Annotated in this window: 23 protein-coding genes; 7 read left to right on the forward strand and 16 right to left on the reverse strand. The window is 72.7% G+C overall.

Annotated elements, in window-relative coordinates; genetic code table 11:
- Positions 1-120 precede the first annotated feature (120 nt).
- Positions 121-810, reverse strand: a complete 690-nt coding sequence (locus tag ABD352_RS02735; protein WP_344610576.1) for a response regulator transcription factor — start codon at positions 808-810, stop codon at positions 121-123.
- Positions 807-1946 (reverse strand): sensor histidine kinase, encoded by a 1140-nt coding sequence (locus ABD352_RS02740; RefSeq protein ID WP_344610577.1) that lies wholly within the window; start codon positions 1944-1946, stop codon positions 807-809. The genes ABD352_RS02735 and ABD352_RS02740 overlap by 4 nt, the downstream gene beginning before the upstream one ends.
- Before the next feature lie 109 nt (positions 1947-2055).
- On the opposite strand from ABD352_RS02740, the gene ABD352_RS02745 reads away from it, so the two are divergent.
- Both ABD352_RS02745 and ABD352_RS02750 read left to right on the forward strand, forming a co-directional pair.
- Positions 2056-2751 carry an ABC transporter ATP-binding protein gene (locus tag ABD352_RS02745; RefSeq protein ID WP_344610578.1) on the forward strand — a complete coding sequence of 232 codons (696 nt, stop codon included), beginning with the start codon at positions 2056-2058 and terminating at the stop codon, positions 2749-2751.
- Positions 2741-3403 carry an ABC transporter permease subunit gene (locus tag ABD352_RS02750; RefSeq protein WP_344610579.1) on the forward strand — a complete coding sequence of 221 codons (663 nt, stop codon included), beginning with the start codon at positions 2741-2743 and terminating at the stop codon, positions 3401-3403. Before ABD352_RS02745 ends, ABD352_RS02750 begins: the two co-directional genes overlap by 11 nt.
- Here ABD352_RS02750 and ABD352_RS02755 read toward each other — a convergent pair.
- Positions 3363-3767, reverse strand: coding sequence for a winged helix-turn-helix transcriptional regulator (locus ABD352_RS02755; RefSeq protein ID WP_344610580.1), 405 nt, complete (start codon positions 3765-3767; stop codon positions 3363-3365). The genes ABD352_RS02750 and ABD352_RS02755 overlap by 41 nt on opposite strands.
- A gap of 23 nt (positions 3768-3790) precedes the next feature.
- Here ABD352_RS02755 and ABD352_RS02760 point away from each other — a divergent pair, with 23 nt between their 5' ends.
- Complete coding sequence (locus ABD352_RS02760) at positions 3791-4645, forward strand: SDR family oxidoreductase (RefSeq protein ID WP_344610581.1); 855 nt, start codon at positions 3791-3793, stop codon at positions 4643-4645.
- On the opposite strand, the gene ABD352_RS02765 is transcribed toward ABD352_RS02760, so the two are convergent.
- The 9 genes from ABD352_RS02765 to htpG form a co-directional block, all read right to left on the reverse strand.
- Positions 4642-5322: a hypothetical protein gene (locus ABD352_RS02765; protein ID WP_344610582.1), complete on the reverse strand. Its 681-nt coding sequence runs from the start codon at positions 5320-5322 to the stop codon at positions 4642-4644. The two genes, ABD352_RS02760 and ABD352_RS02765, sit on opposite strands and share 4 nt — an antisense overlap.
- A 72-nt stretch (positions 5323-5394) precedes the next feature.
- Positions 5395-8163, reverse strand: a complete 2769-nt coding sequence (locus ABD352_RS02770; RefSeq protein WP_344610583.1) for a DUF5682 family protein — start codon at positions 8161-8163, stop codon at positions 5395-5397.
- Positions 8160-9287 (reverse strand): ATP-binding protein, encoded by a 1128-nt coding sequence (locus tag ABD352_RS02775; RefSeq protein ID WP_344610584.1) that lies wholly within the window; start codon positions 9285-9287, stop codon positions 8160-8162. The genes ABD352_RS02770 and ABD352_RS02775 overlap by 4 nt, the downstream gene beginning before the upstream one ends.
- 11 nt (positions 9288-9298) lie before the next feature.
- Positions 9299-10555 (reverse strand): vWA domain-containing protein, encoded by a 1257-nt coding sequence (locus ABD352_RS02780; RefSeq protein WP_344610957.1) that lies wholly within the window; start codon positions 10553-10555, stop codon positions 9299-9301.
- Between the two features lie 38 nt (positions 10556-10593).
- Positions 10594-11928, reverse strand: a complete 1335-nt coding sequence (locus ABD352_RS02785) for a hypothetical protein (RefSeq protein ID WP_425553460.1) — start codon at positions 11926-11928, stop codon at positions 10594-10596.
- The gene (locus ABD352_RS02790; RefSeq protein ID WP_344610586.1) at positions 11925-12419 is read right to left on the reverse strand and encodes a hypothetical protein; all 495 of its coding nucleotides are present in this window, start codon (positions 12417-12419) and stop codon (positions 11925-11927) included. Before ABD352_RS02790 ends, ABD352_RS02785 begins: the two co-directional genes overlap by 4 nt.
- A gap of 63 nt (positions 12420-12482) precedes the next feature.
- Positions 12483-13619: an aminoglycoside phosphotransferase family protein gene (locus ABD352_RS02795; RefSeq protein WP_344610587.1), complete on the reverse strand. Its 1137-nt coding sequence runs from the start codon at positions 13617-13619 to the stop codon at positions 12483-12485.
- A gap of 2 nt (positions 13620-13621) precedes the next feature.
- Positions 13622-13990 (reverse strand): nuclear transport factor 2 family protein, encoded by a 369-nt coding sequence (locus tag ABD352_RS02800; RefSeq protein WP_344610588.1) that lies wholly within the window; start codon positions 13988-13990, stop codon positions 13622-13624.
- Positions 13987-15834 (reverse strand): molecular chaperone HtpG, encoded by a 1848-nt coding sequence (gene htpG / locus ABD352_RS02805; RefSeq protein WP_344610589.1) that lies wholly within the window; start codon positions 15832-15834, stop codon positions 13987-13989. Before htpG ends, ABD352_RS02800 begins: the two co-directional genes overlap by 4 nt.
- 111 nt (positions 15835-15945) lie before the next feature.
- Between htpG and ABD352_RS02810 the strand changes: the two genes are divergently transcribed.
- From ABD352_RS02810 to ABD352_RS02820, 3 genes are read left to right on the forward strand one after another with little or no spacing between them, the layout of a single operon-like run.
- Complete coding sequence (locus ABD352_RS02810; RefSeq protein ID WP_344610590.1) at positions 15946-16287, forward strand: YciI family protein; 342 nt, start codon at positions 15946-15948, stop codon at positions 16285-16287.
- Complete coding sequence (locus tag ABD352_RS02815) at positions 16284-17495, forward strand: RNA polymerase sigma factor (protein WP_344610591.1); 1212 nt, start codon at positions 16284-16286, stop codon at positions 17493-17495. The genes ABD352_RS02810 and ABD352_RS02815 overlap by 4 nt, the downstream gene beginning before the upstream one ends.
- Positions 17492-17809: a DUF5808 domain-containing protein gene (locus ABD352_RS02820; protein WP_344610592.1), complete on the forward strand. Its 318-nt coding sequence runs from the start codon at positions 17492-17494 to the stop codon at positions 17807-17809. The genes ABD352_RS02815 and ABD352_RS02820 overlap by 4 nt, the downstream gene beginning before the upstream one ends.
- Here the strand turns inward: ABD352_RS02820 and ABD352_RS02825 are convergent.
- Positions 17806-18228, reverse strand: a complete 423-nt coding sequence (locus tag ABD352_RS02825; RefSeq protein ID WP_344610593.1) for an ester cyclase — start codon at positions 18226-18228, stop codon at positions 17806-17808. The two genes, ABD352_RS02820 and ABD352_RS02825, sit on opposite strands and share 4 nt — an antisense overlap.
- An 82-nt stretch (positions 18229-18310) precedes the next feature.
- Here ABD352_RS02825 and ABD352_RS02830 point away from each other — a divergent pair, with 82 nt between their 5' ends.
- A complete protein-coding gene (locus ABD352_RS02830; protein WP_344610594.1) occupies positions 18311-18940 on the forward strand; it encodes a TetR/AcrR family transcriptional regulator C-terminal domain-containing protein in 630 nt (209 codons plus the stop codon).
- Between the two features lie 69 nt (positions 18941-19009).
- Here the strand turns inward: ABD352_RS02830 and ABD352_RS02835 are convergent, their stop codons facing one another.
- From ABD352_RS02835 to ABD352_RS02845, 3 genes are all read right to left on the reverse strand, one after another.
- Complete coding sequence (locus ABD352_RS02835; RefSeq protein ID WP_344610595.1) at positions 19010-20320, reverse strand: carbohydrate-binding protein; 1311 nt, start codon at positions 20318-20320, stop codon at positions 19010-19012.
- Positions 20321-20514: 194 nt separating this feature from the next.
- On the reverse strand, positions 20515-21504 hold the full coding sequence (gene mgrA, locus ABD352_RS02840; protein ID WP_425553461.1) for an L-glyceraldehyde 3-phosphate reductase: 990 nt from the start codon (positions 21502-21504) through the stop codon (positions 20515-20517).
- 54 nt (positions 21505-21558) lie between these two features.
- Positions 21559-22578 (reverse strand): suppressor of fused domain protein, encoded by a 1020-nt coding sequence (locus ABD352_RS02845; protein WP_344610597.1) that lies wholly within the window; start codon positions 22576-22578, stop codon positions 21559-21561.
- Positions 22579-22650 lie beyond the last annotated feature (72 nt).

Genomic DNA, 22650 nt, shown 5'->3' on the forward strand with positions numbered 1-22650 from the left:
CGCGGCCAGGGCCGGGCGGGCGGCGCGGCCAGGGCCGGGCGGGCGGCGCGGCCAGGGCCGGGCGGGCGGCGCGGCCAGGGCCGGGCGGGCGGCGCGGCCAGGGCCGGGCGGGTGGCGAGGTCAGGGCGGGAGCGCGGCAGGGCCGCCGTGCAGACGGGCCAGACCCGACTCGTAGGCGAGGATCACCAGTTGGGCGCGGTCGTGGGCGCCGAGCTTGGTCATGGCGCGGTTGACGTGGGTCTTCGCGGTGTGCGGGCTCACGACCAGGTGGGCGGCGATCTCGTCGTTGGACAGGCCCGTGGCGACGAGGCGGACGACCTCGCGCTCGCGGGCGGTCAGCAGGGCGGTGCGGGCCGGGTCCAGGCGGGTGGCTTCCAGCGAAGGCTCGGTCAGGAAGCGGGAGATCAGGCTGCGGGTGGCGGCCGGGGAGAGCAGCGCGTCGCCGCGGTGCACGGTGCGGATGGCGGCCAGCAGGTCTTCCGGCTCGGCGCTCTTGCCGAGGAAGCCGCTGGCGCCGGCGCGGAGGGCGGCGAAGACGTACTCGTCGACCTCGAAGGTCGTCAGGATCAGGACGCGCACGCCGGCCAGGTCGGGGTCGGCGGTGATCAGGCGGGTCGCGGCGAGGCCGTCGAGGTCGGGCATGCGGATGTCCATCAGCACCACGTCGGCGCGCGTCTCGCGGGCCAGCTCGACCGCCCGGCGGCCGGTTGCGGCCTCACCGACCACGGTCACGTCGTCGGCCGCCTCGACGAACACGCGGAAGCCGCTGCGGATCAGGGGCTGGTCGTCGGCCAGCAACACGTTGATCATCGCGGGGTCCGGGGCAGGAGGGCGGTGACGCGGTAGCCGCCGTCGGGGCGTAGGCCGGCGACCAGGGTGCCGCCGAGGGCCTCCACCCGCTCGCGCATGCCGACAAGGCCGAGCCCGTCCCCGGCGGCAACGGTCAGTGGCGATGGGCCGTTGTCGATGCGCACGCGCAGGGTGGCGGCGGTGTAGTGCAGGTGGACGGCGATCGGGGCCGCGGCCGCGTGTTTGCAGGCGTTGGTCAGGGACTCCTGAATGACCCGGTACGCCGTCAGATCCACCGGCGACGGCAACGTCAGCGGGTCGGCCGGGTCGTCGGCCGTGGTCACGGCGCTCAACGGGCGGCCGGCGCGGGTGAAGGTCGTCAGCAGGTCCGGCAGGCCGGACAGGCCTGGCAGGGGGTCGACCGGGGGCGGGGGCTCGCCCGGGCGGCGCAGCAGGCCGATCGTGTCGCGCAGCTCGCCCAGGGCGGCCCGGGAGGCGACGCGGACGTGGGCCAGGGCCTCGCGGGCGGCCGGCGGGCGGGACTGCAGCAGCTGGGCGGCGACGCCCGCCTGGACGTTGATCAGGGCGAGCTGGTGGCCGACGGCGTCGTGCAGGTCGCGGGCGATGCGCAGGCGCTCCTCGGTGACGCGGCGCAGGGCCTCGGCCTCGCGGTCGTGCTCGGCGCGGCGGGCCCGCGCCTCGACCTCGGCCAGATACGCCCGGCGGCTTCGGGCGCCGTCGCCGGCGGCCACGGCCAGGGCGCCCAGCGCGGCCAGGGCCAGGTTCTCCGGCCCGAGCCAGGACTCGGGCTTCACCAGCATGTGCAGGCCCGCGAAGGCGAGCACGGCGAGCACGCCGATGGTCAGGGCGCGGCGGCGGCTCTCGGACTCGGCCACCGTGTAGAGCGCCAGCAGCGGGGCGGCCAGGACCAGGGCTCCGTTGGTGCTGGTGTGGTTGAGCACCAGGTAGGTCTCGGCGGCGATCGAGCTCACCAGGAAGGCGGCGAAGGGGTGGTGACGGCGGCCCACCAGGGCGCCGCAGGCCACCGCGACGGCGGTCACGGCGGCCGGGTCGACGGCCGCGGACGCCGGGGAGCCGTGCGTGGTGACCAGCACGACGACGCCCAGGACGAGGGCGATGGTGAGGTCGATCCGCATGGGTGTCACGGTAGGCCGGGGGTACGACAAAAACGTCCCACGGCCGCGGTATTCCGGATGCCGCGGCAGGGCGACGACACGGCCGGGCTCGCCGCCGATCGTGAAGGGCATGACAGAGGTACGGATACAGGCCCTCACCAAGCGGTACGGCCACCAAACCGCGGTCGACGGGCTCACCTTCGACGTCCCGGCCGGCGCGGTCACCGCCTTCCTCGGGCCGAACGGGGCCGGCAAGACCACCACCCTGCGGATGCTCGTCGGACTGGCCCGGCCGAGCGCCGGCGCGGCGCTCATCGACGGGCGGCCCTTCGCGGAGCTGCCCAACCCCCGGCGCGCGGTCGGCGCGCTGCTCGAGTCCGGCGGCTTCCACCCGGGCCGCCGCGGCCGCGACCACCTGCGGATCCTGGCCGGCGCGGCGAGGCTTCCGCACGCGCGGGTCGACGAGGTGCTCGACGAGGTCGGGCTGACCGAGGCGGGCCGCCGCCGGGTGCGCGGCTACTCGCTCGGCATGCGCCAGCGCCTCGGCCTCGCCGGCGCGCTGCTCGGCGACCCGGGGCTGCTCGTGCTCGACGAGCCGGCCAACGGGCTCGACCCGGCGGGCATGGCCTGGCTGCGCGCCCTGCTCAAGCGCCGCGCCGCGGCCGGGCACACGGTCCTGGTCTCCAGCCACGTGCTGGCCGAGGTGGCGCAGACCGCCGACCACGTCGTGATCGTCCACCGTGGACGGTTGCGGTACGAGGGACCGGCCGGCGGCGACCTCGAGCACACGTTCCTGACCACGACGGAGGCCACCAGTGCGGTCTGAGATCCGCAAGCTCACCACCGTGCGGGCGCCCTGGCTGCTGCTCGCCGCCGCGCTCGTGCTGGTCGCCGCCGGCGCCGGGAGCCGGCTGGCCCGCCACCCCGAGGACTCGGCCGGCGCCGCCGCCCACGCCGGGCTGGCCGCGCTCTTCCCGCTGGTGCTGGGCATCACGGCGCTGGCCGGCGAGTACCGCCACCGCACCATCGCCGACACCTACCTCTCGACCCCGAGGCGCGGCCGCGTGCTGCTCGACAAGCTCGTCGTCCACGCGCTCGTGGGCGCCGGCTTCGGCGTGGCCGGCGGCGCGGTCGCCCTGCTCCTGGTCGAGGCGCGCGGCACCGGCGGCGTGCCGTGGTCCACGCTGGCGGGCGCCGTCGGCTGGAACGCCGCCTTCGCCGCGATCGGCGTGGCGGTCGGGGCGCTGGTGCGCAACCAGGTGGCCGCGATCGCAGGCTCGCTGGCCTGGCTGGCCCTCATTGAGGGGGTGGCGGCCGAACTGCTTGGCGACGCGGCCCGCTGGCTGCCGTTCCGCGCGGCCACGTCCCTCGGCGGCATGGACGCCGGCCTGAGCCAGGGAACCGCCGCGGCCGTCCTCGCGGCCTATGTGCTGGTGCTCACCGCTGCGGCTGTTGCGGTACGTCAGCGGGATCTTTAGCGGTGTCGTAGCGGGCCTGTGCCAGCGTGATCCCGGGCATCTCGGCCTCGAGCAGCTCGATGAGCTCCGTCAGCTTGGCGGCGATCCGGCGGCCGGGGTCGGTGAGGCTGTACTCCACCCGGGGCGGGATCGCGCTGCGCACCTCCCGCACCACCAGCCCGTCACGCTCCAGCGCGTGCAACGTCTGCGACAGCATCTTCTCGCTCACGCCGTCGACCCGCCGCCGCAGCTCGTTGAAGCGGTGCGTGCCGTCCCGCAGCGCGGCCATCGTGAGGAGGCCCCACCGGCCGGCCACGGTCTCCATGACCGGCCGCGACGTGCAGTTCCGGGCGAAGACGTCGAAGACCAGCTCCTCGTAGGACATGACTCATACGATAACCCGAGCGCTTGCACTTTCTAAAAGTTAGTGCCTACGATCCAGAAACGACAATCACCGTCACCGGCGCGACCGGACACCTGGGCAAGCTGATCCTCGACTCGCTGAAGGGGCACGACGTGCGCGGCGTGGCCCGCCGGCCCGAGGAGGCCGGAAGCGGGGCCCGCTACGGCGACTACGACAAGCCGGAGAGCCTGGTCGAGGCGTTCGAGGGCAGCGACGTGCTCGTGTTCATCTCGGCCAGCGACGTCGGCCGGCGCCTGGAGCAGCACCGCACGGTCGTCGAGGCGGCCGCGGCGGCCAAGGTCGGCCGGATCGTGTACACCAGCATCACCCGCGCCGACACCAACCCGATCCCGATCTCGCCCGAGCACCTGGCCACCGAGGAGCACATCCGCTCCACCGGCGTGCCGTTCACGTTCCTGCGCAACAACTGGTACCTCGAGAACTACACCGGGAACCTGGCCGCCACGCTGGAGCACGGCGTCGTCCTCGGCTCGGCCGGCGACGGGCGCATCGCCGGGGCCACCCGGGCGGACTTCGCCGCGGCCGCGGCCGTCGTGGCCAGCACCGACGGGCACGACAACGCGATCTACGAGCTCGGCGGCGACCACGCGTTCACGCTCACCGAGTTCGCCGAGGCGCTCGCGCGGCGCTTTCAGACCCCGGTGTCGTACCGCGACCTGCCCGTCGAGGAGTACGCCCGCACGCTGGAGGGCTTCGGCGTGCCGGACCGGTTCGCCGAGATCCTGGCGAAATCGGACGCCGAGATCGCCAAGGGCGCGCTGGACGTCGTGACCGGCGAGCTCAGCCGGCTGCTCGGCCGCCCGACGACGACGCTGGACGAGTTCCTGGCCACGCTCTAGCGGGGCTCGATCAGTTCGGCCAGCCGGACCAGAGCCGCGAAGCGCCCCGGGATCGTCGCGGGGTCGTCGATCCGCCCCGTCTCGAAGGTCATGAGCTCGGCGCCGTGCAGGCTCCACTCCGGCAGCCGCCCGGCGACGTGCTCGGCCACGAGATCGCGCCGGAACACCGCCGGCACGACGTCGGGGCGCTCGGCCGAGATCCGGTAGGCGCGGTCGAAGGGCTCGTAGCCCAGGGCCGTGGGCCGGTCGCCGAAGAGCGCCCGGCCGAAGCGCGACACCGCGCCGCGACGGTGCACCGCCAGGCTGGGGAGGGCCTGGCGCAGCCGGACGAGGTACACCACGTAGCGGTGCGTGGACGAGCTGGTCGTGGCCGCGCCGTCGGGACCGGGCGTGGTCGTGGTAGTCGTGTAGTAGTACTCGGCGATCGAGACGGTCCGGCCGCCGACGAGCCCGGTCAGCGCGAGGGTGACCCCGCGCCGGTTGTGCCCCGGCAGCCGGCGCCACCACTCGACCGCCGGGAGCGGGTCGTAGCGCCACCCGTGGTGCGCGGCCCACTGCTGCAGGCCCTCGCGCCGCCGCCGCTCCCGCCGTTGCCCGATGACGGCCACGACGATCGCGAACACGAGCAGGGCCCCCAGGCAGGCGCCCCCGGCGAGCAGCAGCGACGAAAGGTCCATAGACCCACGCTAATCGGGACGGTCCACCCCCGGACGGACTCCGGGGGTGGACCCACACCGCGCCGGAACGGCCTAGACCGGCGCGGCGAGCACAGCGGCCAGAGCCTCGGCCGTCTCCGGATATTCGGCGAGCAGCGGCAGCGGCCCGGCGGCGGGCCCGGACTCGGCCACGACCCAGCCGGTCGCCAGCCCGAGCGCCCCGGCCAGGGCGTCGGTGGTCGCCGGGTGGGCGGCCAGGAACGCCTCGACCGGCCCGGCCGCGTGTGCCGGGGCGGCGGCCGCGGCCCGGGGCTGGGCCAGCCACGGCGGCACGAAGGCGTCGACCGCGGGCAACGTGCCCGGGAACGTGCGGCCGGCCTCGCGCACGAGCAGCGGCACCAGCTCCGCGGCCTGGTCGCGCAGCGTCGTGATGAGCGTCGGCAGCCATGGCAGCAGCACCGGGTCGGGCAGCTTGGCGAAGGCGTTGGACATCATCTCGACCACGAAGGGCGTGAGCTTCGGCGCCGGGTCCAGCGCCTGGATGAAGCCGCTGAGGTACTGCGGCACCGACGGCACGACCAGCGGGTTGGCCAGCAGCTCGGCGCAGCGGGCCCGCAGGTCGGCCAGCGACAGCAGGCCCAGCTGGTGCTGGGCCGACCACAGCAGGGCGAGCTTGGCCGGGCTCTCCGGGTGGGACTGGCGCACGGCCAGCTCCAGCTGGGCCCGGTCGCAGCCCAACGACAGCGCCAGCCCCTCCATGGTGAAGAGGAACCCGCACATGGCCGCCACCTGCCGCACGCCGGTCTCGTCGTCGACGAACGCGGTCGGCAGCAGCGTGCAGTAGTGCGCGTAGCCGGCCGTCACGAACGACTCGCACCAGGCCGGCAGCGTGGGCTCGCTCGTGCGGTAGTACGCCAGCAGCCGCCGGATCCGCCGCAGCACCTCCGGGGCCTCGTCCACGGTCCGCTCGGCGGCGAGCAGCTCCACCGCGCGGGCGCCGAGCTCGTCGGTGAAGCGGCGGCTGCCGAGGAACAGGATCGAGTCCTCGACCGCGCTCAGGGCCCGGGCCGCGGTGGCGTCGGGGGCCCAGACCGAGCGGCGCAGCCGCTGCTCGACCACCTGCTCGACGGTCACGCCCTCGTAGCCCAGCTCGATGATGTACCGCTGGTGCTTGCCGATCGCGAGGTCCCAGCTCTCCTGGATCGACTTCTCGCCGAGCCGCCGGGTGCCCATGATCGGCCGGACCGCCCCCTCGGGCAGCAGATACCGCAGCATCCACAGCAGATGCGAGGCCGGCCCGAGCTCGGGCTTGCCGGCCAGGTCGAGCAGCGCCCGCTGGACGGTGGAGCGGGTCAGGTCCAGCCCGATCGGGGCGAGCCGGTCGTAGACGTCGCGGGCCAGCGGCGGCAGCGCCTCGTAGCCGACCTGCCCGACCCGGTCGCCGCCGAGCAGGATCTCGCACAGCCGCCGCACGTCGCGCCGCCCGGGCACGGTGTCCTTCTCGATGCAGGTGACCGCGGCGTCCTGGAAGTCGTACGGCGTCGGCCGCGCCCGGTTGCGCATGCCCGCCAGCAGGATCGAGGTCTCGTAGACCGCGATCGCGTCGGCGGTGCTGGCCAGGTAGCCGTTGCGCCGGGCCAGCCGCACGATGTCGACACACCAGCCGAGCAGCTCCTCCTCGTCGAGCCCGTCGAGCGTCGGGGGGCTGGCCAGGAAGCCGGTCAGCCGGTCGGACGCCGGCTCCGGCGCCACGGCCGGCGCGGCCGCAGCCGCCTTGCGCTTGCGGCTGCCCTTCTGCCCCTCCAGCTGGAACGGCGTGAGCCGGGCCCGGGTGACCGCCTTCTGCCACGTCGCCGCGGCGATCGAGACCGAGCCCGAGGCCAGCCCGAACTGCGCCTCGATGGCCGAGTGACTCGACGGGATGAGCCCGTAGAGCCACTTCGTCTCGGTGCGCGGGCTGATCTGCCAGTCCGGCGTGCCCTCCGCGGTGCCGAACTCCGGCACCCGGCTCGCGGCATGGAATGCGCCGCAGACGTAGAGGCAGTCGGCCCGGTCGACGCCGGTGCGGGCCAGGTGCTCCCGCATCCGGGTCCACATGTACCGCTCCCGGTCCTCGTCCACCTTCACCCGCCGGGCGTCGGTGGGCTGCAACCGGCGGAACAGGCTGCCGATGAGCACCATGACCTGCCGGTAGGTGGCGTAGTCGGCGCCGGACAGGGGCTGCTCCACGTACTGGTCCCACCACTCCGACCAGTGCCGCACCTTGCCGTGGTGCAGCAGGTGCTGCTCCAGCTCGGCGAAGCGCGGGCGCAGGTCGCCGATCTCGATGCCGACCGCGTCGCCGTGCAGGTCGGCGTCGTCGGACTCCTCCGCCCCTTCCCCGGCCGGCCCGTCCTCCTCCCGCGGCTGCCACTGGAAGACGTGGTCGGTCGAGCGGTCGACCAGCACCAGCTCGACGCCGGGGGTGTCGAGGGCGTAGGCGATCGCCTGGTACTCCGCGGACGCCTCGGTGATCGGCGCGACCACGCTGAGCGGCCCCCACTCCTGCGGGAAGCCGTCCAGCTGCGAGGCGAAGGACTGCAGGGCCACCGGGAGCCGGCAGTTGCGCAGCTCGGTGAGCAGCGGCGCCATGTCCTCGCACAGCTCGAGGTAGATGACCTTGGGCTGCTTCTCCCGCAGTCGCCGGACCATGGCCAGGCCGGACGCCGGCGAGTGGTGGCAGACCGGGAAGATCTCCAGCTCCTCGCGCAGCGCGCGGTCGACGTCGTCGACGATCCCGGACAGGATCTCCGGCACGGCGCTCTTGTCGGCCAACGCCGTGGTGGCGTCGACCAGCTGCGTCCGCAGGTCGTCGAAGATCATGACAGTGTGGCGATCGCCTGGCGTCCGCCCTCGAGGAACGCCGGCCACTCGCCGCCGTCCTCCTTGCTGCGCGGCTCGACGACGCCGTGCCAGTACTTGTTCAGGATGGCCAGGTCCTCCGGGCTGCGCCGGGCGAGCGAGCCGACCAGGGAGCCGGCGAGGGTCTCGGCCCGCAGCTTGCGGTCGCCGAAGAACGTGCTGTGCAGGATCGCGTCCTCCAGCACGCCGATCTGCTCGGCGGTGGACAGCGCCGACTCGAGCTTCTCGTCGTCGCTGGTGGCCGAGGAGGCCGCGGCCCGCAGGTCGGCGAAGCTCTGCAGCAGGATGTCGAGCAGGTTGGGCGGCACGTCCAGCTCGATCCGGTGCCGGCGCAGCAGCTCGGTGGTGCGGAAGCGGACGATCTCCGCCTCGCTCTTCTTGTTGGTGACCACCGGGATGCGCACGAAGTTGAACCGCCGCTTCAGCGCCGAGGACAGGTCGTTGACGCCCCGGTCGCGGCTGTTGGCGGTGGCGATGATCGAGAAGCCGGGCTGGGCGAAGACGATGTTGTCCTCGTCGAGCTCCGGGATCGAGACGTACTTCTCCGACAGGATCGAGATCAGCGCGTCCTGCACGTCACTGGTGGAGCGGGTCAGCTCCTCGAACCGGCCGATGACGCCCTTCTCCATCGCGGTCATGATCGGCGACGGGATCATCGACGCCCGGGACTGGCCCTTGGCGATGACCATCGAGACGTTCCAGGAGTACTTGATGTGGTCCTCGGTGGTGCCGGCCGTGCCCTGCACCACGAGCGTCGAGTTGCGCGAGATGGCCGCGGCGAGCAGCTCGGCCAGCCAGCTCTTGCCGGTGCCGGGGTCGCCGATGAGCAGCAGCCCGCGGTCGGAGGCCAGCGTCACGATGCTGCGCTCGACGAAGCTGCGGTCGCCGAACCACTTCTGCGAGATCTCGCGGTCGAGGCCGTCGGCGTCGCCCAAAGAACGGCCTTCTGTGCCGAGGACGAACAGGCGCACCATGCGCGGGCTGAGCCGCCACGAGAACGGCTTGGGCCCGTCGTCGATCGACTCGAGCCAGTCCAGCTCCTCGGCGTACTTGACCTCGGCGGGGGCGCGGAGCATGTCGGTCATTGCGGGGTCTCCTATGCGAGGAAGCTCTTGAGTTCGGAAACAAGCTTGCGGACGTGCCCGGACAGCACGGGGGTGCCGAGGTCCTTGAAGCGCTGGCGGAACCACGGGTTGACGCTCTGCTCGCCACCGCTGCTGACCGAGCCCACCGGGATGAACCTCACGCCCGATCGATGGACGGACTGGATCATGTCGAAGAGCGGCTGGGAGCGGTCGAACTCGTAGAAGTCCGAGATCCAGACCATCACCGTGTTGCGCGGATCGGCGATCTTCGGCTGGGCCATGGCCATCGCGACCGGCCCGTCGTTGCCGCCGCCGAGCTTGGTGCGCAGCAGCACCTCGAAGGGGTCGTGCACCCACGGCGTGAGGTCCAGCGCGCGGGTGTCGTAGGCGATCAGATGCACGTCGACCTTGGGCAGCCCGGCGAAGATGGAGGCGAGGATGGTGCAGTTGACCATCGCGTTGACCATCGAGCCGGACTGGTCGACCACCACGATGAGCCGGGCCGGGGTGGTGCGCTTCGCGGTCTGCTTGTAGAAGAGCCGGTCGACGTAGAGCCGCTCGTCCTCCGGGCTCCAGTTGGTGAGGTTCTTCCAGATGGTCCGCTCGATGTCGAGGTTGCGGAACACCCGCTTCGGCGGCACCGATCGGTCGATCTCGCCGACGCTGGTCTGCTGGACCTGCGTGCGCAGCACCGCGGCGACCTCGTCGACGAACCGCCGGATGAGCGCCTTGGCGTTGGCCAGGGCCACCCCGGACAGGTTGTCCTTGTCCCGCAGCAGCTGCCCGATCAGCGACATGCTCGGGGTGAGCCGCTTGGCCAGCACCGGGTTGGCCAGCACCTCGCGCAGGTGCATGCGGTTGACCAGGTCGCCCTCGATCGCGCCGAGCGTGGCGCCCATCCCGCCCTCGCCCGGCCGGCCGCGCAGCGCCCCCGGGTCGTGGCCGAGCGCCTTCTCGAACCAGCCGGCGTCCGCCTGCCAGTTGGCCAGCTGGGTGGCGCTCACCCCGCCGGTGCCGGTGCTGAAGACGTTGATCATCAGCTTGGCGACGAGCGCGGCCCGGCGCACCTCGCCGCCGGGCTGTCCGGCCTTCTCCTCGGTCATCAGCCCGTCGAACTCGGCGGCCAGCTCGGGGTGGCGCTGGACCAGGTCGTCGACCGTGGCGCCCGGGTCGAGCACGGCCGCAGGCAGCCCGATGTCCTCGACGATGGCGACGCTGGCCGACTCCAGGGCGGCCTGCTCGTCGGCCTCGAACACCCGCCCGAGCATGCGCCAGTACAGGACCTGCCTGCGGTTCTCGTCGGCGTTCACTTGCGCAGCAACCTTCCGGCCCGCTCGCGCAGCACCTCGACCGCCTCGCCCTTCTTCGTGGGCTGCCAGTCGGCCAGGGCGGTGTTGTGCACCCCGACGAGCTTCTTCTTCACCGTGGCCTGCACCGCGAGCGGCTGCACCGTCCAGGCCCCGTCGTCCCAGCGCAGCAGGCCGATGGCGGCGCTCGCGGACTCCAGCACGGCCGGGGTGAGCGGCCCGCAGGCCGGCAGCCGCCGCGCGTCCAGGGTGACCGCGGACAGGTCCTCGACGAGGACCGGCTCGGCGATGCGGGCCGGGTGCCGCTCCAGCGGCGGGGTGGCCGGGGCGAGCGCGGCGCCGAGGTGCACGCGGGCGGTGGTGAACGGGTCGGCCTCGTCGCCGGCGGTGGCCCGCTCGTCGCGCCAGATCAGGTCGCCGCCCGGCAGCAGCGGCATGTCGGCCAGCTCCAGCACGCGGTGCTTGGCCAGCGCGCTCAGCAGCCGCGGGTGGTCGGCCAGCAGCAGCCAGATCGCCGGGCCGACGATCGTGTCGACCTTCGCCGCCGAGACGCTCGTGCGGACCAGCCGCGGCGCGGCGCCGCCGGCCGTCAGCACGCCGTGGACCTGCACCTGCACGGCGCTGGGGTGCTCATGGACGTCGGCGCCGAGCACGTAGAGCTGCCCGGTGACCGGCTCGGCCTGTGCCTCGCCGGGGGCCCGGCCGCCGTCGCGGGCCAGCAGCAGTGCGCGGCTCCACAGGTCGGCCCAGCGGCGCACCGGCAGGTGCTCCAGCGTGGCGATCGGGCTGCCCGCGCGCAGCTCGGCGGCGAACCCGTCGAGCAGCAGCGCCAGGCGGCGCAGCTCCGGGTCGCCCAGCGCCGCCTCGATGGCCTGGGTGGAGGCGGCGACGAGGTCGTTGTCGACGCCGCGCCAGCCGGTGATGGCCAGCTCCCGCAGCCACGATCGGGCGCCGCCCAGCAGGTGGGTGGCGGCCGCGGCCGGCCCGGGCTCCCCGTCCCAGGTCGCGCGCCGGCGGCCCAGCGCCGCGTCGGCCTGCGCGAGCAGCGCGTCGTGGGCGGCGCCGAAGAGCGCGATCCGGGCCGCCGCCAGGGCGAAGAGGTGCTCGTCGGCGATCGAGCCGGTGGCGATCTTCTCGATCGCCTCGGCGACCGGCTCGCGCAAGGGGCTGCCGCCGAACGCCGCGGCCAGGCCGGCCAGCGCGGCCGCCCGGTCCTCGTCGACTCGGGCGAACCCGTGTACCAGCCCCTCGTCGACGGCGCCGGCCAGCTCGAGCGCGGCGGTCAGGCCGGCATCGGCCTCGGCGCCGACGGTGAACAGCGAGGACAGCATCAGATGTCGCTCCTCGTCTCGCGCACCGACGGGAACCAGTGCAGCTCGGGGATCGGCTCGCCGCTGCCGGGCACCTCCAGGTAGGCCAGGTGCCGCAGGAAGCGGCTGAACACCGTGGCGGCGGGGGTCGGCTCGTGGTGCGGCTTCAGCGCGCTCAGCAGCGAGACGCCCTCGTCGGCCTCGACCCGCAGGTAGCGGGCGACCCGCTGCCGCCCGTACTGCGCCTCGGCCTCGGCCAGCAGCGCCTGCAGGTGCTTGCACGGATGGGCGCCGCGCAGCCCGCCGCAGGGCCGGTTGTTGTTGGTGCTGCAGCTGAGCCCGTGTGTGCCCGCGCCGATCGACGAGACGTACACCCGCTCGATGTCGGAACCGCTGGACACCACGCCCTGCAGGCGCCCGTCGGCGAGTTCGACGAAGGGCACTTTGGCCAGGTTGCGCGGCTCCACGGGCGGTATCACGACCGCCGTCGAGCGCGTTTCGACGCTCAAGACCATCTACCTCCAAGATCGGGGTGGTCCTTGACGCCGGTAGTTGTATCGCATGGGTACGACAAAAACTCACGAACCCAGCGAGACGGCCTCCTTCAGGCAGGTGGGGACATCGTCGGCATGGTAAGGCCATTCACTCGGCTCGATGTTGTGCACGAAGTTGGCGTACACCGCGGCCCCCAGCAGCGGGGCGACCGGCGCGAGCAGCTCCACGGCCCGCTCCGGCTCGCAGCCGGGTGCCGTGCGGCGCCAGAGGCCGGCCCAATGGGCCACGAGCGCCGAAGCCGAGGACGGGTCGAGGCCGCCGCACAGCCGGATGATGTCGAACGCCGGGTTGCCCAGGAAGGCGTCGCCCCAGTCGAGGATGGCCGGGAAGCGCACGTTGCCCGGGTGGAAGTCGCCGTGCACGAGCGTGTCGGGCATCGCCGCGGCGGCCAGCCGCCCGGGCAGCCCCGCCAGCACCGCGTCGAGCCCGATGATCTCGGCCAGCCACGGCTCGGCGGCCACGACGATCTGCTCGCGCAGCAGGTCGCCGCGCCGGTCCCGGGTCCCGCGGCCGGCCAGGACGGACACGTCACTCAGCGCCCGCCGCTGCAGCTCGTGCAGCCGGTCCGCCATCTCCACACGGGCGGCGAGGGGCGCGTCGAAGCCGTCCTCGCCGGGCAGGTGGCCGATCAGCTGGCGGCCGGTGCCGTCGGCGGCCAGCAGCGGCGGCGCCGCGCCCGGGGCGACCTCGCCGAGCCAGCCCAGCACCTCCCCCTCGGCCCGCAGGAACGGCGGCAGGTGCTTGAGCCACACCGCGCCGCCGGGGCCGTCCAGCGTCCACAAGGCGGAGAGGTTCCACGTCTTGCGCTGCACGACCGAGGTCGCCTCGAAGTGCTCGAGCGCCCATCGCAGCGACTCGGCCGGCCCGCCCACCTCGGCATAGGGCGCCCGCTTGGGATGCGGCACCGGCACGAAGCCGGTCTCGTCCAGGGGCCGCGGCACGTCGGATACCTCGGCGAGGTACGTCACCGCGCCACCGTGCGGGTGCGGCCGGGAGGCGTGCACCAGCCGCAGCACGGTGACGTCGACGCCGAAACGCTTCCGCGCCCCGGCGACGACGTCGTCCACCTCGGGCCAGTAGGGCCGCTCGACCGAGAACGCCGGCAGCGCCCCGAGCACGTCACCGTGTGCGGACACGAGGACCAGCGTCACCGTGCGCACGGCTACACCGGGCTCCCGTGCGCGGCCACGATCCGCCAGCCGTGCACGTCGTCGCGGTGCCAGGTCCGGGTGTACCGCATCCGCCAGTCGAAGGCCTCGCCGCCGAACGTGCCGGCCAGCCGGCCCAGGAACCAGGTCACGCCGAGGTCCCCGTCGACGAGGACCCGCACGTCCTCCTCCTCGACCCGGGTCATGACCTGATGACCGCTGCGGTGCACGGCGAGGTCGTCGTGCTTGCCGTACAACTTCCCGTCGGGTCCGGTGAAGACCAGGCGCTCGTCGACCAGCAAGTCCAGCTCCTCGACGTCGCTCGCGAGCTGGGCCGCCTGGAGCCTCCGCTCGGCGGCCAGCAGCTCCTCGGTCGCGCTCACAGGGTCCGGGCCAGACGCTCGGCGACGAGGCGGGTGAAGCGGGACGGGTCTTCCAGCTCGCCGCCCTCCGACAGCAGCGCGATGCCGTAGAGCAGCTCCGCGGTCTCGTTCAGGCCCGCCGCCGAGGCGTCGGCCGCGTGGGCCTCGCGCAGGCCGCCGACCAGCGGGTGGTCGGGGTTGAGCTCGAGGATGCGCTTCACGTGCGGCATCTCCTGGCCCATCGCGCGGTACATCCGCTCCAGCGTCGGCGTCATGTCGTGCTCGTCGCCGACGATGCAGGCGGCCGAGGTGGTGAGCCGGGTGGAGAGCCGCACCTCCTTGACGTCCTTCTCCAGGGTGGTGCCGAGCCAGGCCAGCAGCGGCGCGAAGCCCTCGCTGCGCTCCGGCGCGATCTCCTCGGCGCCGAGGTCCACCTGCCCCTTGGCCACGGACTGCAGGGGCCGCTCGTCGTACTGCGTCACCTGCTCCACCCACACCTCGTCGACCGGGTCGGTGAGGATGAGCACCTCGTAGCCCTTGGCCAGGAACGCCTCGAGGTGCGGCGAGTTCTCCACGTGGGCCCGCGACTCGCCGGTCATGTAGTAGATGTCGCTCTGGCCCTCCTGCATCCGCTCCACGTACTCGCGCATGGACGTCGGCTCCTGCGAGTGCGTGGACGGGAGCAGGATCAGGTCCAGCAGCGCCTCCCGATTCTCGGCGTCGTCGAGCAGGCCCTCCTTCAGGGTGCGGCCGAACTCGCCCCAGAAGGTGGAGTACCGCTGCTGGTCCTTGTCCTTGATCTCCCGCAGGGTGCTCAGCACCTTCTTCACCAGGCGCCGCTGCACGACCTGGATCTGGCGGTCCTGCTGCAGGATCTCGCGGGAAATGTTGAGCGACAGGTCGTGCGCGTCGACGACGCCCTTCACGAATCGGAGGTACCGCGGGGTGAGCGCCTCGCAGTCGTCCATGATGAACACGCGCTTGACGTAGAGCTGCACCCCGCGCTTGCCGTCGCGGGTGTAGAGGTCGAACGGCGCGCGGGCCGGAATGAACAGCAGCGCCTCGTATTCGAAGGTGCCCTCGCCGCGCATGTGAATGGTCTCGAACGGGTCGGTCCAGTCGTGGCTGACGTGCTTGTAGAACTCGTGGTACTCCTCGTCGGCCACCTCGCTGCGCGGCCGCGCCCAGAGCGCCTTCATCGAGTTCAGCGGGGTGTCGGCGCCGTCGAGGCGAATGGGCCAGGCGATGAAGTCCGAGTACTTCTTGACGATCTCCCGGATCTTCCATTCCGCCGTGTAGTCGAACAGCCGGTCCTCGCTGTCCTCCGCCTTGAGGTGCAGCGTGACCGCGGTGCCCTGGGGAGCGTCGTCGAGGGACTCGATCTCGTACGTTCCTTCACCCGCCGACTCCCACCGGGTGCCCTGGCTCTCACCCGCCTTGCGGGTCACCAGCGTCACCCGGTCGGCCACCATGAACGTCGAGTAGAAACCGACGCCGAACTGCCCGATGAGCTCCGCCCGCTGCTGTTGTTCGGGCGATTCCCGCAGCTTGCGCAGCAGCTCCGCGGTGCCCGACTTGGCGATCGTGCCGATCAGCGAGACGACGTCCTCGTGGGACATGCCGATGCCGTTGTCCCGGACCGTGAGCGTGCGCTGGTCCTTGTCGACCTCGAGCGCGATGTGCAGATCTCCGGTGTCGACGCTGAGGTCCTTGTTGACCAGCGACTCCAGCCGGAGCTTGTCCAGCGCGTCGGAGGCGTTGGAGATCAGCTCGCGCAGGAAGATGTCCTTGTTGGAGTAGATCGAGTGCACCATCAGCTGCAGCAGCTGCCTGGCCTCGGCCTGGAACTCCAGCGTCTCGCTCACGTCGACTCCTTCTCGAGGCTAACGACCGCGAAAAAGAATACTGGCGCCGTGTCGATTCCGTGACGCCTCGTTCGTACATGGGGCAAGAGAACGGCCACCTTGGAGGATGAGATGAAGCAGTACCTGCTCACCGTCGTCGAGCCGAGCACCGGCGAGCCGCCCGCGCCCGAGGAGATGGCGAAGATCGCGGCCCGGGTCGAGCAGCTGGACCGGGAGGTGAAGGAGGCCGGGGTGTGGGTGTTCAGCGGCGGGGTGCACCCGCCGTCCAGCGCCACCCTGCTGCGCCCCAAGGGCGACGACGTGCTGGTCACCGACGGGCCGTTCGCCGAGGGCAAGGAGCACATCGGGGGGCTCATGGTCCTGCGCTGCGCCGACCTCGACGAGGCGCTGGAGTGGGCCCGCCGGGCGGTGGCGGCCACCTCGCTGCCGATCGAGGTGCGACCCTTCCGATGAGCCGGGAGGTGGAGCGGGTCTTCCGCGAGGAGTACGGCCGCGCGGTCGCCGTGCTGGTCCGCAGCTTCGGCGACATCGACCTCGCCGAGGAGGCGGTCCAGGAGGCGTTCGCGGCCGCCCTGCGCCGCTGGCCGCAGGAGGGCCCGCCCCCCAGCCCCGCCGGCTGGATCATCACCACCGCCCGCCACCACGCCGTCGACCGGCTGCGGCGCGAGGCGAAGCGCATGGAGAAGCACTTCGAGGCGGATCTGCTCCACAACGCACCTGGCGAAGAACCGGCCGACCGCCTGTCCTTGATCTTCACCTGCTGCCACCCGGCCCTCGCCCGGCACGCGCAGGTCGCGCTCACGCTGCGGCTGCTCGGCGGCCTGTCCACGCCGGAGATCGCGCGCGCCCTGCTGGTCCCCGAGGCGACCCTCGCCCAGCGGATCGTGCGGGCCAAGAACAAGATCAGGGACGCGGGCATCCCGTACCGCGTGCCCCGCCCGGCCGAGCTGCCGGACCGCCTCGCCGCCGTGCTGGCCGTGCTGTACCTCATCTTCAACGAGGGCTACGCGGCCAGCTCCGGCGGCGCGCTCGTGCGCGACGACCTGTGCGCCGAGGCGATCCGCCAGGCCCGGATGCTGCACGGCCTCATGCCCGATGAGCCCGAGGTGGCCGGCCTGCTGGCCCTCATGCTGCTGGCCGCCGCCCGGCGCCCGGCCCGGGTCGACGCGGCGGGCGCCCTGGTGCCGCTGCCCGAGCAGGACCGCTCCCGGTGGGACCGGGCGGCGATCGAGGAGGGCCACGGCATCGTGCGCGAGTGCCTGCGGCGCGACCGGCCCGGGCCGTACCAGATCCAGGCGGCGATCAACGCCGTGCACACCGACGCCGCCCGGGCCGAGGACACCGACTGGGCGCAGATCGCCCGGCTGTACGACCAGCTCATGGCCGTGGCGCCGTCCCCCGTCGTCGAGCTCAACCGCGCGGTCGCGGTGGCCGAGCTCGACGGGCCCGACGCCGGGCTGCGGCTGATCGAGGGGCTGCGGTTGCCGCGGTACCACGTGCTGCACGCCGTGCGCGCGGACCTCCTGCGCCGCGCGGGCCGCGACGCCGAGGCCCGGGCCGAGTACGACGCCGCGGCCGAGCTGGCCGGCAACGAGGCCGAGCGCGCTTTCCTGCGAGCGCGCTCGACCCTCGGCTCCGCGAGTGGGACTCTAGAGAGATGACGCATCCGGTGCTCGCCCAGCTGCTCGCCGTCGCGCTGATCGTCGCCGTGGTCGCGCTGGCCGTAGTCGTCATCCCGGTCAACCGGCGCGGCGCCCCGATCAGCGCCCGCCCCAGCCGCGACGACCGCGGCTGGTACGGCTTCATCTACGCCAACCCGGACGACCCCAATTTGATCGTGCCCAAGCGACTGGGCCTGGGCTGGACGGTGAACTTCGGCCACCGCCGCGCCTGGCTGGCCGTCTTCGGGGTGCTCGCCTTCATCGCCGTGAGCATCGTCATCGGCACGCTGGCCGGTGCCGAGGGACGGCATTAGCCGGCCGTCGGCCAGTCCCACCCGAGCTGCAGGAACATCCCCAACCGGTCGCTGACCGCCCGGATCTCCGTGATCCTCCCACCCGTCACGGTCATGATCCAGATCTGCTCGACCTCGCACGACCGGCCGGTCGGCGCGGGCATCCGCGGGTGGTAACCGGTGTGCGTCCCGCGCACGAGCACCCGCGCCACGACGGTGTCCCCCTCGGCGATCAGCTGCTGGGCGTACATCCCGCCCTCCCCGAACGCCTCGAGCTGCTGGCGGAACCCCTCGAACGCGGCGCCGGGAGCGTCCTCCTCGCCGAAGATGATCTTGTTGTGGTCGATCACGTCGGCCGCGAGGTAGTCCCCCCAGTCCTCCATCCGCCGCTCGGTCACGGCCCGGAAGAACCCGTCGACGACCTGCTTGTTCGCGTCCATGGCGCCACTCCGATTCTTACAACGTAAGTTTGACGCGCCCACTGTAGACTTACGCCGTAAGAAACGTCAACCGGAGGATCCCGTGCCCCCGAAACGCCAGCGCGGCGAGCGCGCCGGCCTGACCCGCGAGCAGGTCCTGGACACCGCCCTGGCCCTCGTCGACGAGTCCGGCCTGCCGGCCCTGACCATGCGGGCCCTGGGCGCCCGCCTGGGCGTGGAGGCCATGACGCTGTACCACTACGTCCCCAACAAGGACGCCCTGATCGACGGCATGGTGGAGCGCCTGTTCACGTCGGCGGCGAGGGAAGGGCGGCCGGGCGAGGACTGGCGCACCCACCTGTGCGACTACGCCCACGACCTGCGGGCGGCGCTGCTACGTCACCCGGGCATCCTGCCGGCGGTCGTCCGCCCGGCCGTCACCCCGGCGACGCTGGACGGCGTGGAGGCGGGCCTGCGCGTGCTGACCGCGGCAGGCTTCCCGCTGGCCCGGGCGGTCGACGCCCTGAACGCCCTGACGCTGTTCGTCCTGGGCCACACGGCGGCGGAGGTGGCCATCACGCCGGGCGAGGCCGACGCGGGCTCCCCCGCCTGGCTCGCCACCCTGGACGAGTCCCGTTATCCCCTGCTGCTGCGGGCCGCGCGAACGGGCGCCGGCACGGACGACGCCGCGAGGTTCAGCTACGCCGTGGACGCCCTGCTCGCAGGGCTGTGACGGGGAGACGGACGGGCCCGGCTCGCCAGATGCCGGGCCCGTCCTTTTACCCCTCCCTCGATGCAGGTCTCAGGCCCGCGCCCATAGGGCCGGGACATTCGGGGGTTCCCACCCGACCTGGGACGTGTGGGCCTGCAGGCAGCGATAGGTCGCGCCGCCGTACGTGACCGTTGCCCCGGTCGCGTACGCCGTGTTCGGGGCCCACGTGCCGCCCTGGGGCGGGGTACCCGTCCCCGTACCGGTGGGAGTCGGGGTCGGGTTGGTACCGGTGGTCAGCAGGGTCAGGCCGTAGGCCTGGAGGATCTCGTTGACCGGCTGGAAGTACATGACGCCGCCGCTCGTGCAGTTGCCCGAGCCGCCCGAGGTGACGCCCTGGGCCTGGGCGCCGGAGAGCCACGAGCCGCCGGAGTCGCCGGGCTCGGCGCAGGCGTTGGTGCGCACGAGGCCGGTGACGGTGCCCTCGGCGTACGTCACCGACGCGTTCTTCTGCTGGATCGTGCCGCAGTGCCAGCCCGTGGTGGAGCCGGAGCGGCAGACCGAGGAGCCGACGGCGGCCTCCGTCGAGCCGGCCACGGCGACCGTGCCGCCGCTGTAGTTGTTCACCAGGCCGCGCGGGGTGTTGCCGGCGTCGACCTGGACCCACGAGTAGTCGTTGCCGGGGAAGCTCGAGCCGCGGAAGGTGCCCGCGGGCTGGCTCGTGCGGGCGCCGGCCGTGCCGCAGTGACCGGCCGAGACGAAGCCGCCGACCACGGAGAAGCCGATCGAGCAGCGGGTGCCGCTGCCGATGTAGTAGGCGTTGCCGCCGATGACGTCGATGTACGGGCGCGGGCTCTCCGCCGTCCGCTCGACCCGCACGGCGGCCCGGTCCACGCCGGCGCGGGCGACGAAGCCCCCGTCGGCGCCGGTGCTGCTGAGGACCACGACCTGGTTGGTGGGCTCGTCGGAGTACCAACCCTTGATGACGGCGGGCGGTGCCGTGCGGTCCAGGGCGGAGACCACGCGGTCGAGGTCGGCCGTGGAGCGCGTGACCAGGCGCGGGGTCGCACCCAGGGCCCTGACCGACGCGGCGCCGGCCGGGTCGGTCAGGGCGACCGTCACGGTGGCCGCCTCAGGGTCGGTGGACAGCCACGTGCCGGCGTAGGCCGCGCCCAGGGTGCGGCGCAGCACCTGCTGCACCGCGGCGGCGCGGGACTCGTTGGTGAGGCGGTTGCGGGCCTGCGCGGGGGTGAGACGCAGGTCGCGCTGCATCGCGCTGAACACGACAGGCGACACATCGGAGCTCGGTACAGAGTCGGCGCTGCTGGCGGAGGCCAGGGCGCCGGCGGTGACGGTCGCGGCGGTGGCCATGACCGCGCTCAGGACCAGGGACGTTGTGCGCATCGCGGATCCTTTCCGCTTGCGTGACGGGGGTGTGTGGTGCCGACACCAGGGCGGGGAAGCTCAGCCCGGCACCCCGGTGCCGGAGCGCGCGCAACAGACTCGGTAACTGTAGTTAACTTCGCTGTTGCGGCTGAACGTTAAAGCAAAACGGCGGCGGCCACAAGGGCCGCCGCCGTGATCGGAATCGAGATCGGCTAATCCGTGCTGGAGCGGGCCCAGAGATTGATGCCGGACTCCGTCGCGTGCTTGTCGATCGCGGCCAGCTCGGCCGCCGAGAACTCCAGGTTGGCCAGCGCCGCCACGTTGTCCTCCAGCTGGCGCACGCTGCTCACGCCGAGGAGCGTGGAGGTGACCCGCGGGTCGCGCAGCGTCCAGGCCAGGGCCATCTGGGCCAGGCTCTGCCCGCGGGCGGCCGCGATCTCGTTCAGAGAACGGATCTTCACGAGGTTCTCCGAGGTCAGCCAGTCCTGCGACAGGGAGCTGTTCTCGCTGGCCCGCGAGCCCTCGGGCACGCCGTTGAGGTACCGGTCGGTCAGCATGCCCTGGGCCAGGGGCGAGAAGGTGATGCAGCCGATGCCCTCGCGCTCGAGCACGTCGAGGAGCTCGTCCTCGATCCAGCGGTTGAGCATCGAGTACGACGGCTGGTGGATGAGGGCCGGGGTGCCCAGCCGCCGCAGGATCGCCGCGGCCTCGGCGGTCTTGGCCGGCGAGTAGGAGGAGACGCCGACGTACAGCGCCTTGCCCTGGCGCACCGCCGCGTCCAGGGCGCCCATCGTCTCTTCCAGCGGCGTCTCGGGATCGAAGCGGTGCGAGTAGAAGATGTCGACGTACTCCAGGCCCATCCGCTGAAGGCTCTGGTCGAGGCTCGCCAGCAGGTACTTGCGCGACCCCCACTCGCCGTAGGGACCCGGCCACATGTCGTAGCCGGCCTTGGTCGAGATGACCAGCTCGTCGCGGTACGGGCGGAGGTCGGTGGCCATCACGCGGCCGAAGTTCTCCTCCGCCGAGCCGTACGGCGGCCCATAGTTGTTGGCCAGGTCGAAGTGCGTGATGCCCAGGTCGAAGGCGCGCCGGACGAGCGCGCGGTGGCCGTCCAGCGGCCGGTCGTGGCCGAAGTTGTGCCACAGGCCGAGGGAGACGGCCGGCAGCTTCAGGCCGCTGCGCCCGGTGCGCCGGTAAGGCATCTGCTCATAACGCGAGGGATCGGCGTTGTACGTCACGATCCCAACCTAATTGCGCTAGCCGACCGTCCGCACGATGTTGCCCCCGGGATCGCGGATCTGTGAGCGAACGATCTCCACCACCAGCGGCTCGGCGCCGGCCGGGGCCCGGACCCCGACGACGGGCACCAGCACCGCCACGAGCCCGTCCAGGGCCTCCCCGGTCAGCACGACCTGGAGCTGGTCCTCGGCGTCCTCCTCGGTGCCGACGAAGAAGCTGCCGGACGAGAACTCCACGCTGCTCTCCGGCCCGTCCAGGCGTAGCGTGCGGCCGAACGGCAGGCGGCCCAGCAGCGTCTGCGCGACCCGCGGGGCCACGTGCGCGCCCAGCACCAGGCGCACCAGGTCGCCGTCGGGGCGCCAGCCGAACTCGGCCAGGGCCAGGGTGGCGGTGGCCGACCCGTCGACCCGCCGGCCCTCCTCGACCGCCTCGGCCACCTCCGGCTCGTCGGCCACCGACGCCCGGTCCAGGTCGGTGACGAGCAGCGGGATGCGCCGGGCCAGCAGCTCCAGGAAGCCGCGGACGCTCCAGGCCTGGGTCGCCTCGTACTCGTCCAGGGTGATCCCGACGACCTGCAGGAACTGCACGGTGCCGTTCGCCGTCGCGATCGTGCCGAGCTCCGGGTCCTCGGCGAAGACGACCGCCCGGATGAGCGTGTCGCGGTCCAGGGCGATCGGGCCGTTGAGGTCCATGTGGTGGTTCGGCTCGAACCAGTTTCCGGTCTGGTAGACGTACCGCGCCAGGTTCTGCAGGAAGTTGGCGGCCCACATCGGCGGCTCGGTCTCGGCCGGCCCGCGGGCGATCCGGAACGTGAACTCGAAGCCCCAGCCGGACTCCTCCGGGTCGTCGGTCTCCTTGCCGTAGAGCTCGCTCATACCGTACGAGATGGCGTGCCAGTGCGGGATCGGCTCCAGCCGCGGGAAGAAGGCGACGCCCTCCAGGGGGTCGTGGCCGCGGGCGAAGCGGGATGCGACGCCGGGATACAGCCGCGCGAGCGCCGCGTCGATGGCCGCCCAGCCGGGTGCTTCGGGGTCCATGCGGTGAATTAAACCCGCTCGATGGCGGGTCGGCATGCCCGGAAATCCTTCACCGCAGGCCGGGTGCGTCGA

This window comes from Dactylosporangium salmoneum, from assembly GCF_039532525.1.
Lineage (GTDB): Bacteria > Actinomycetota > Actinomycetes > Mycobacteriales > Micromonosporaceae > Dactylosporangium > Dactylosporangium salmoneum.

Bases quoted from the DNA above. Each gene is read 5' to 3' on its own strand.
- ABD352_RS02820 (WP_344610592.1), top strand. From the start codon at position 17,492: ATGACGCATCCGGTGCTCGCCCAGCTGCTCGCCGTCGCGCTGATCGTC.
- ABD352_RS02770 (WP_344610583.1), bottom strand. From the start codon at position 8,163: ATGATCTTCGACGACCTGCGGACGCAGCTGGTCGACGCCACCACGGCG.
- ABD352_RS02815 (WP_344610591.1), top strand. From the start codon at position 16,284: ATGAGCCGGGAGGTGGAGCGGGTCTTCCGCGAGGAGTACGGCCGCGCG.
- ABD352_RS02740 (WP_344610577.1), bottom strand. From the start codon at position 1,946: ATGCGGATCGACCTCACCATCGCCCTCGTCCTGGGCGTCGTCGTGCTG.
- ABD352_RS02755 (WP_344610580.1), bottom strand. From the start codon at position 3,767: ATGTCCTACGAGGAGCTGGTCTTCGACGTCTTCGCCCGGAACTGCACG.
- ABD352_RS02765 (WP_344610582.1), bottom strand. From the start codon at position 5,322: ATGGACCTTTCGTCGCTGCTGCTCGCCGGGGGCGCCTGCCTGGGGGCC.
- ABD352_RS02835 (WP_344610595.1), bottom strand. From the start codon at position 20,320: ATGCGCACAACGTCCCTGGTCCTGAGCGCGGTCATGGCCACCGCCGCG.
- mgrA (WP_425553461.1), bottom strand. From the start codon at position 21,504: ATGCCTTACCGGCGCACCGGGCGCAGCGGCCTGAAGCTGCCGGCCGTC.
- ABD352_RS02825 (WP_344610593.1), bottom strand. From the start codon at position 18,228: ATGGACGCGAACAAGCAGGTCGTCGACGGGTTCTTCCGGGCCGTGACC.
- ABD352_RS02735 (WP_344610576.1), bottom strand. From the start codon at position 810: ATGATCAACGTGTTGCTGGCCGACGACCAGCCCCTGATCCGCAGCGGC.
- ABD352_RS02780 (WP_344610957.1), bottom strand. From the start codon at position 10,555: ATGCTCGGGCGGGTGTTCGAGGCCGACGAGCAGGCCGCCCTGGAGTCG.
- ABD352_RS02810 (WP_344610590.1), top strand. From the start codon at position 15,946: ATGAAGCAGTACCTGCTCACCGTCGTCGAGCCGAGCACCGGCGAGCCG.
- ABD352_RS02790 (WP_344610586.1), bottom strand. From the start codon at position 12,419: ATGGTCTTGAGCGTCGAAACGCGCTCGACGGCGGTCGTGATACCGCCC.
- ABD352_RS02845 (WP_344610597.1), bottom strand. From the start codon at position 22,578: ATGGACCCCGAAGCACCCGGCTGGGCGGCCATCGACGCGGCGCTCGCG.
- ABD352_RS02745 (WP_344610578.1), top strand. From the start codon at position 2,056: ATGACAGAGGTACGGATACAGGCCCTCACCAAGCGGTACGGCCACCAA.
- ABD352_RS02775 (WP_344610584.1), bottom strand. From the start codon at position 9,287: ATGACCGACATGCTCCGCGCCCCCGCCGAGGTCAAGTACGCCGAGGAG.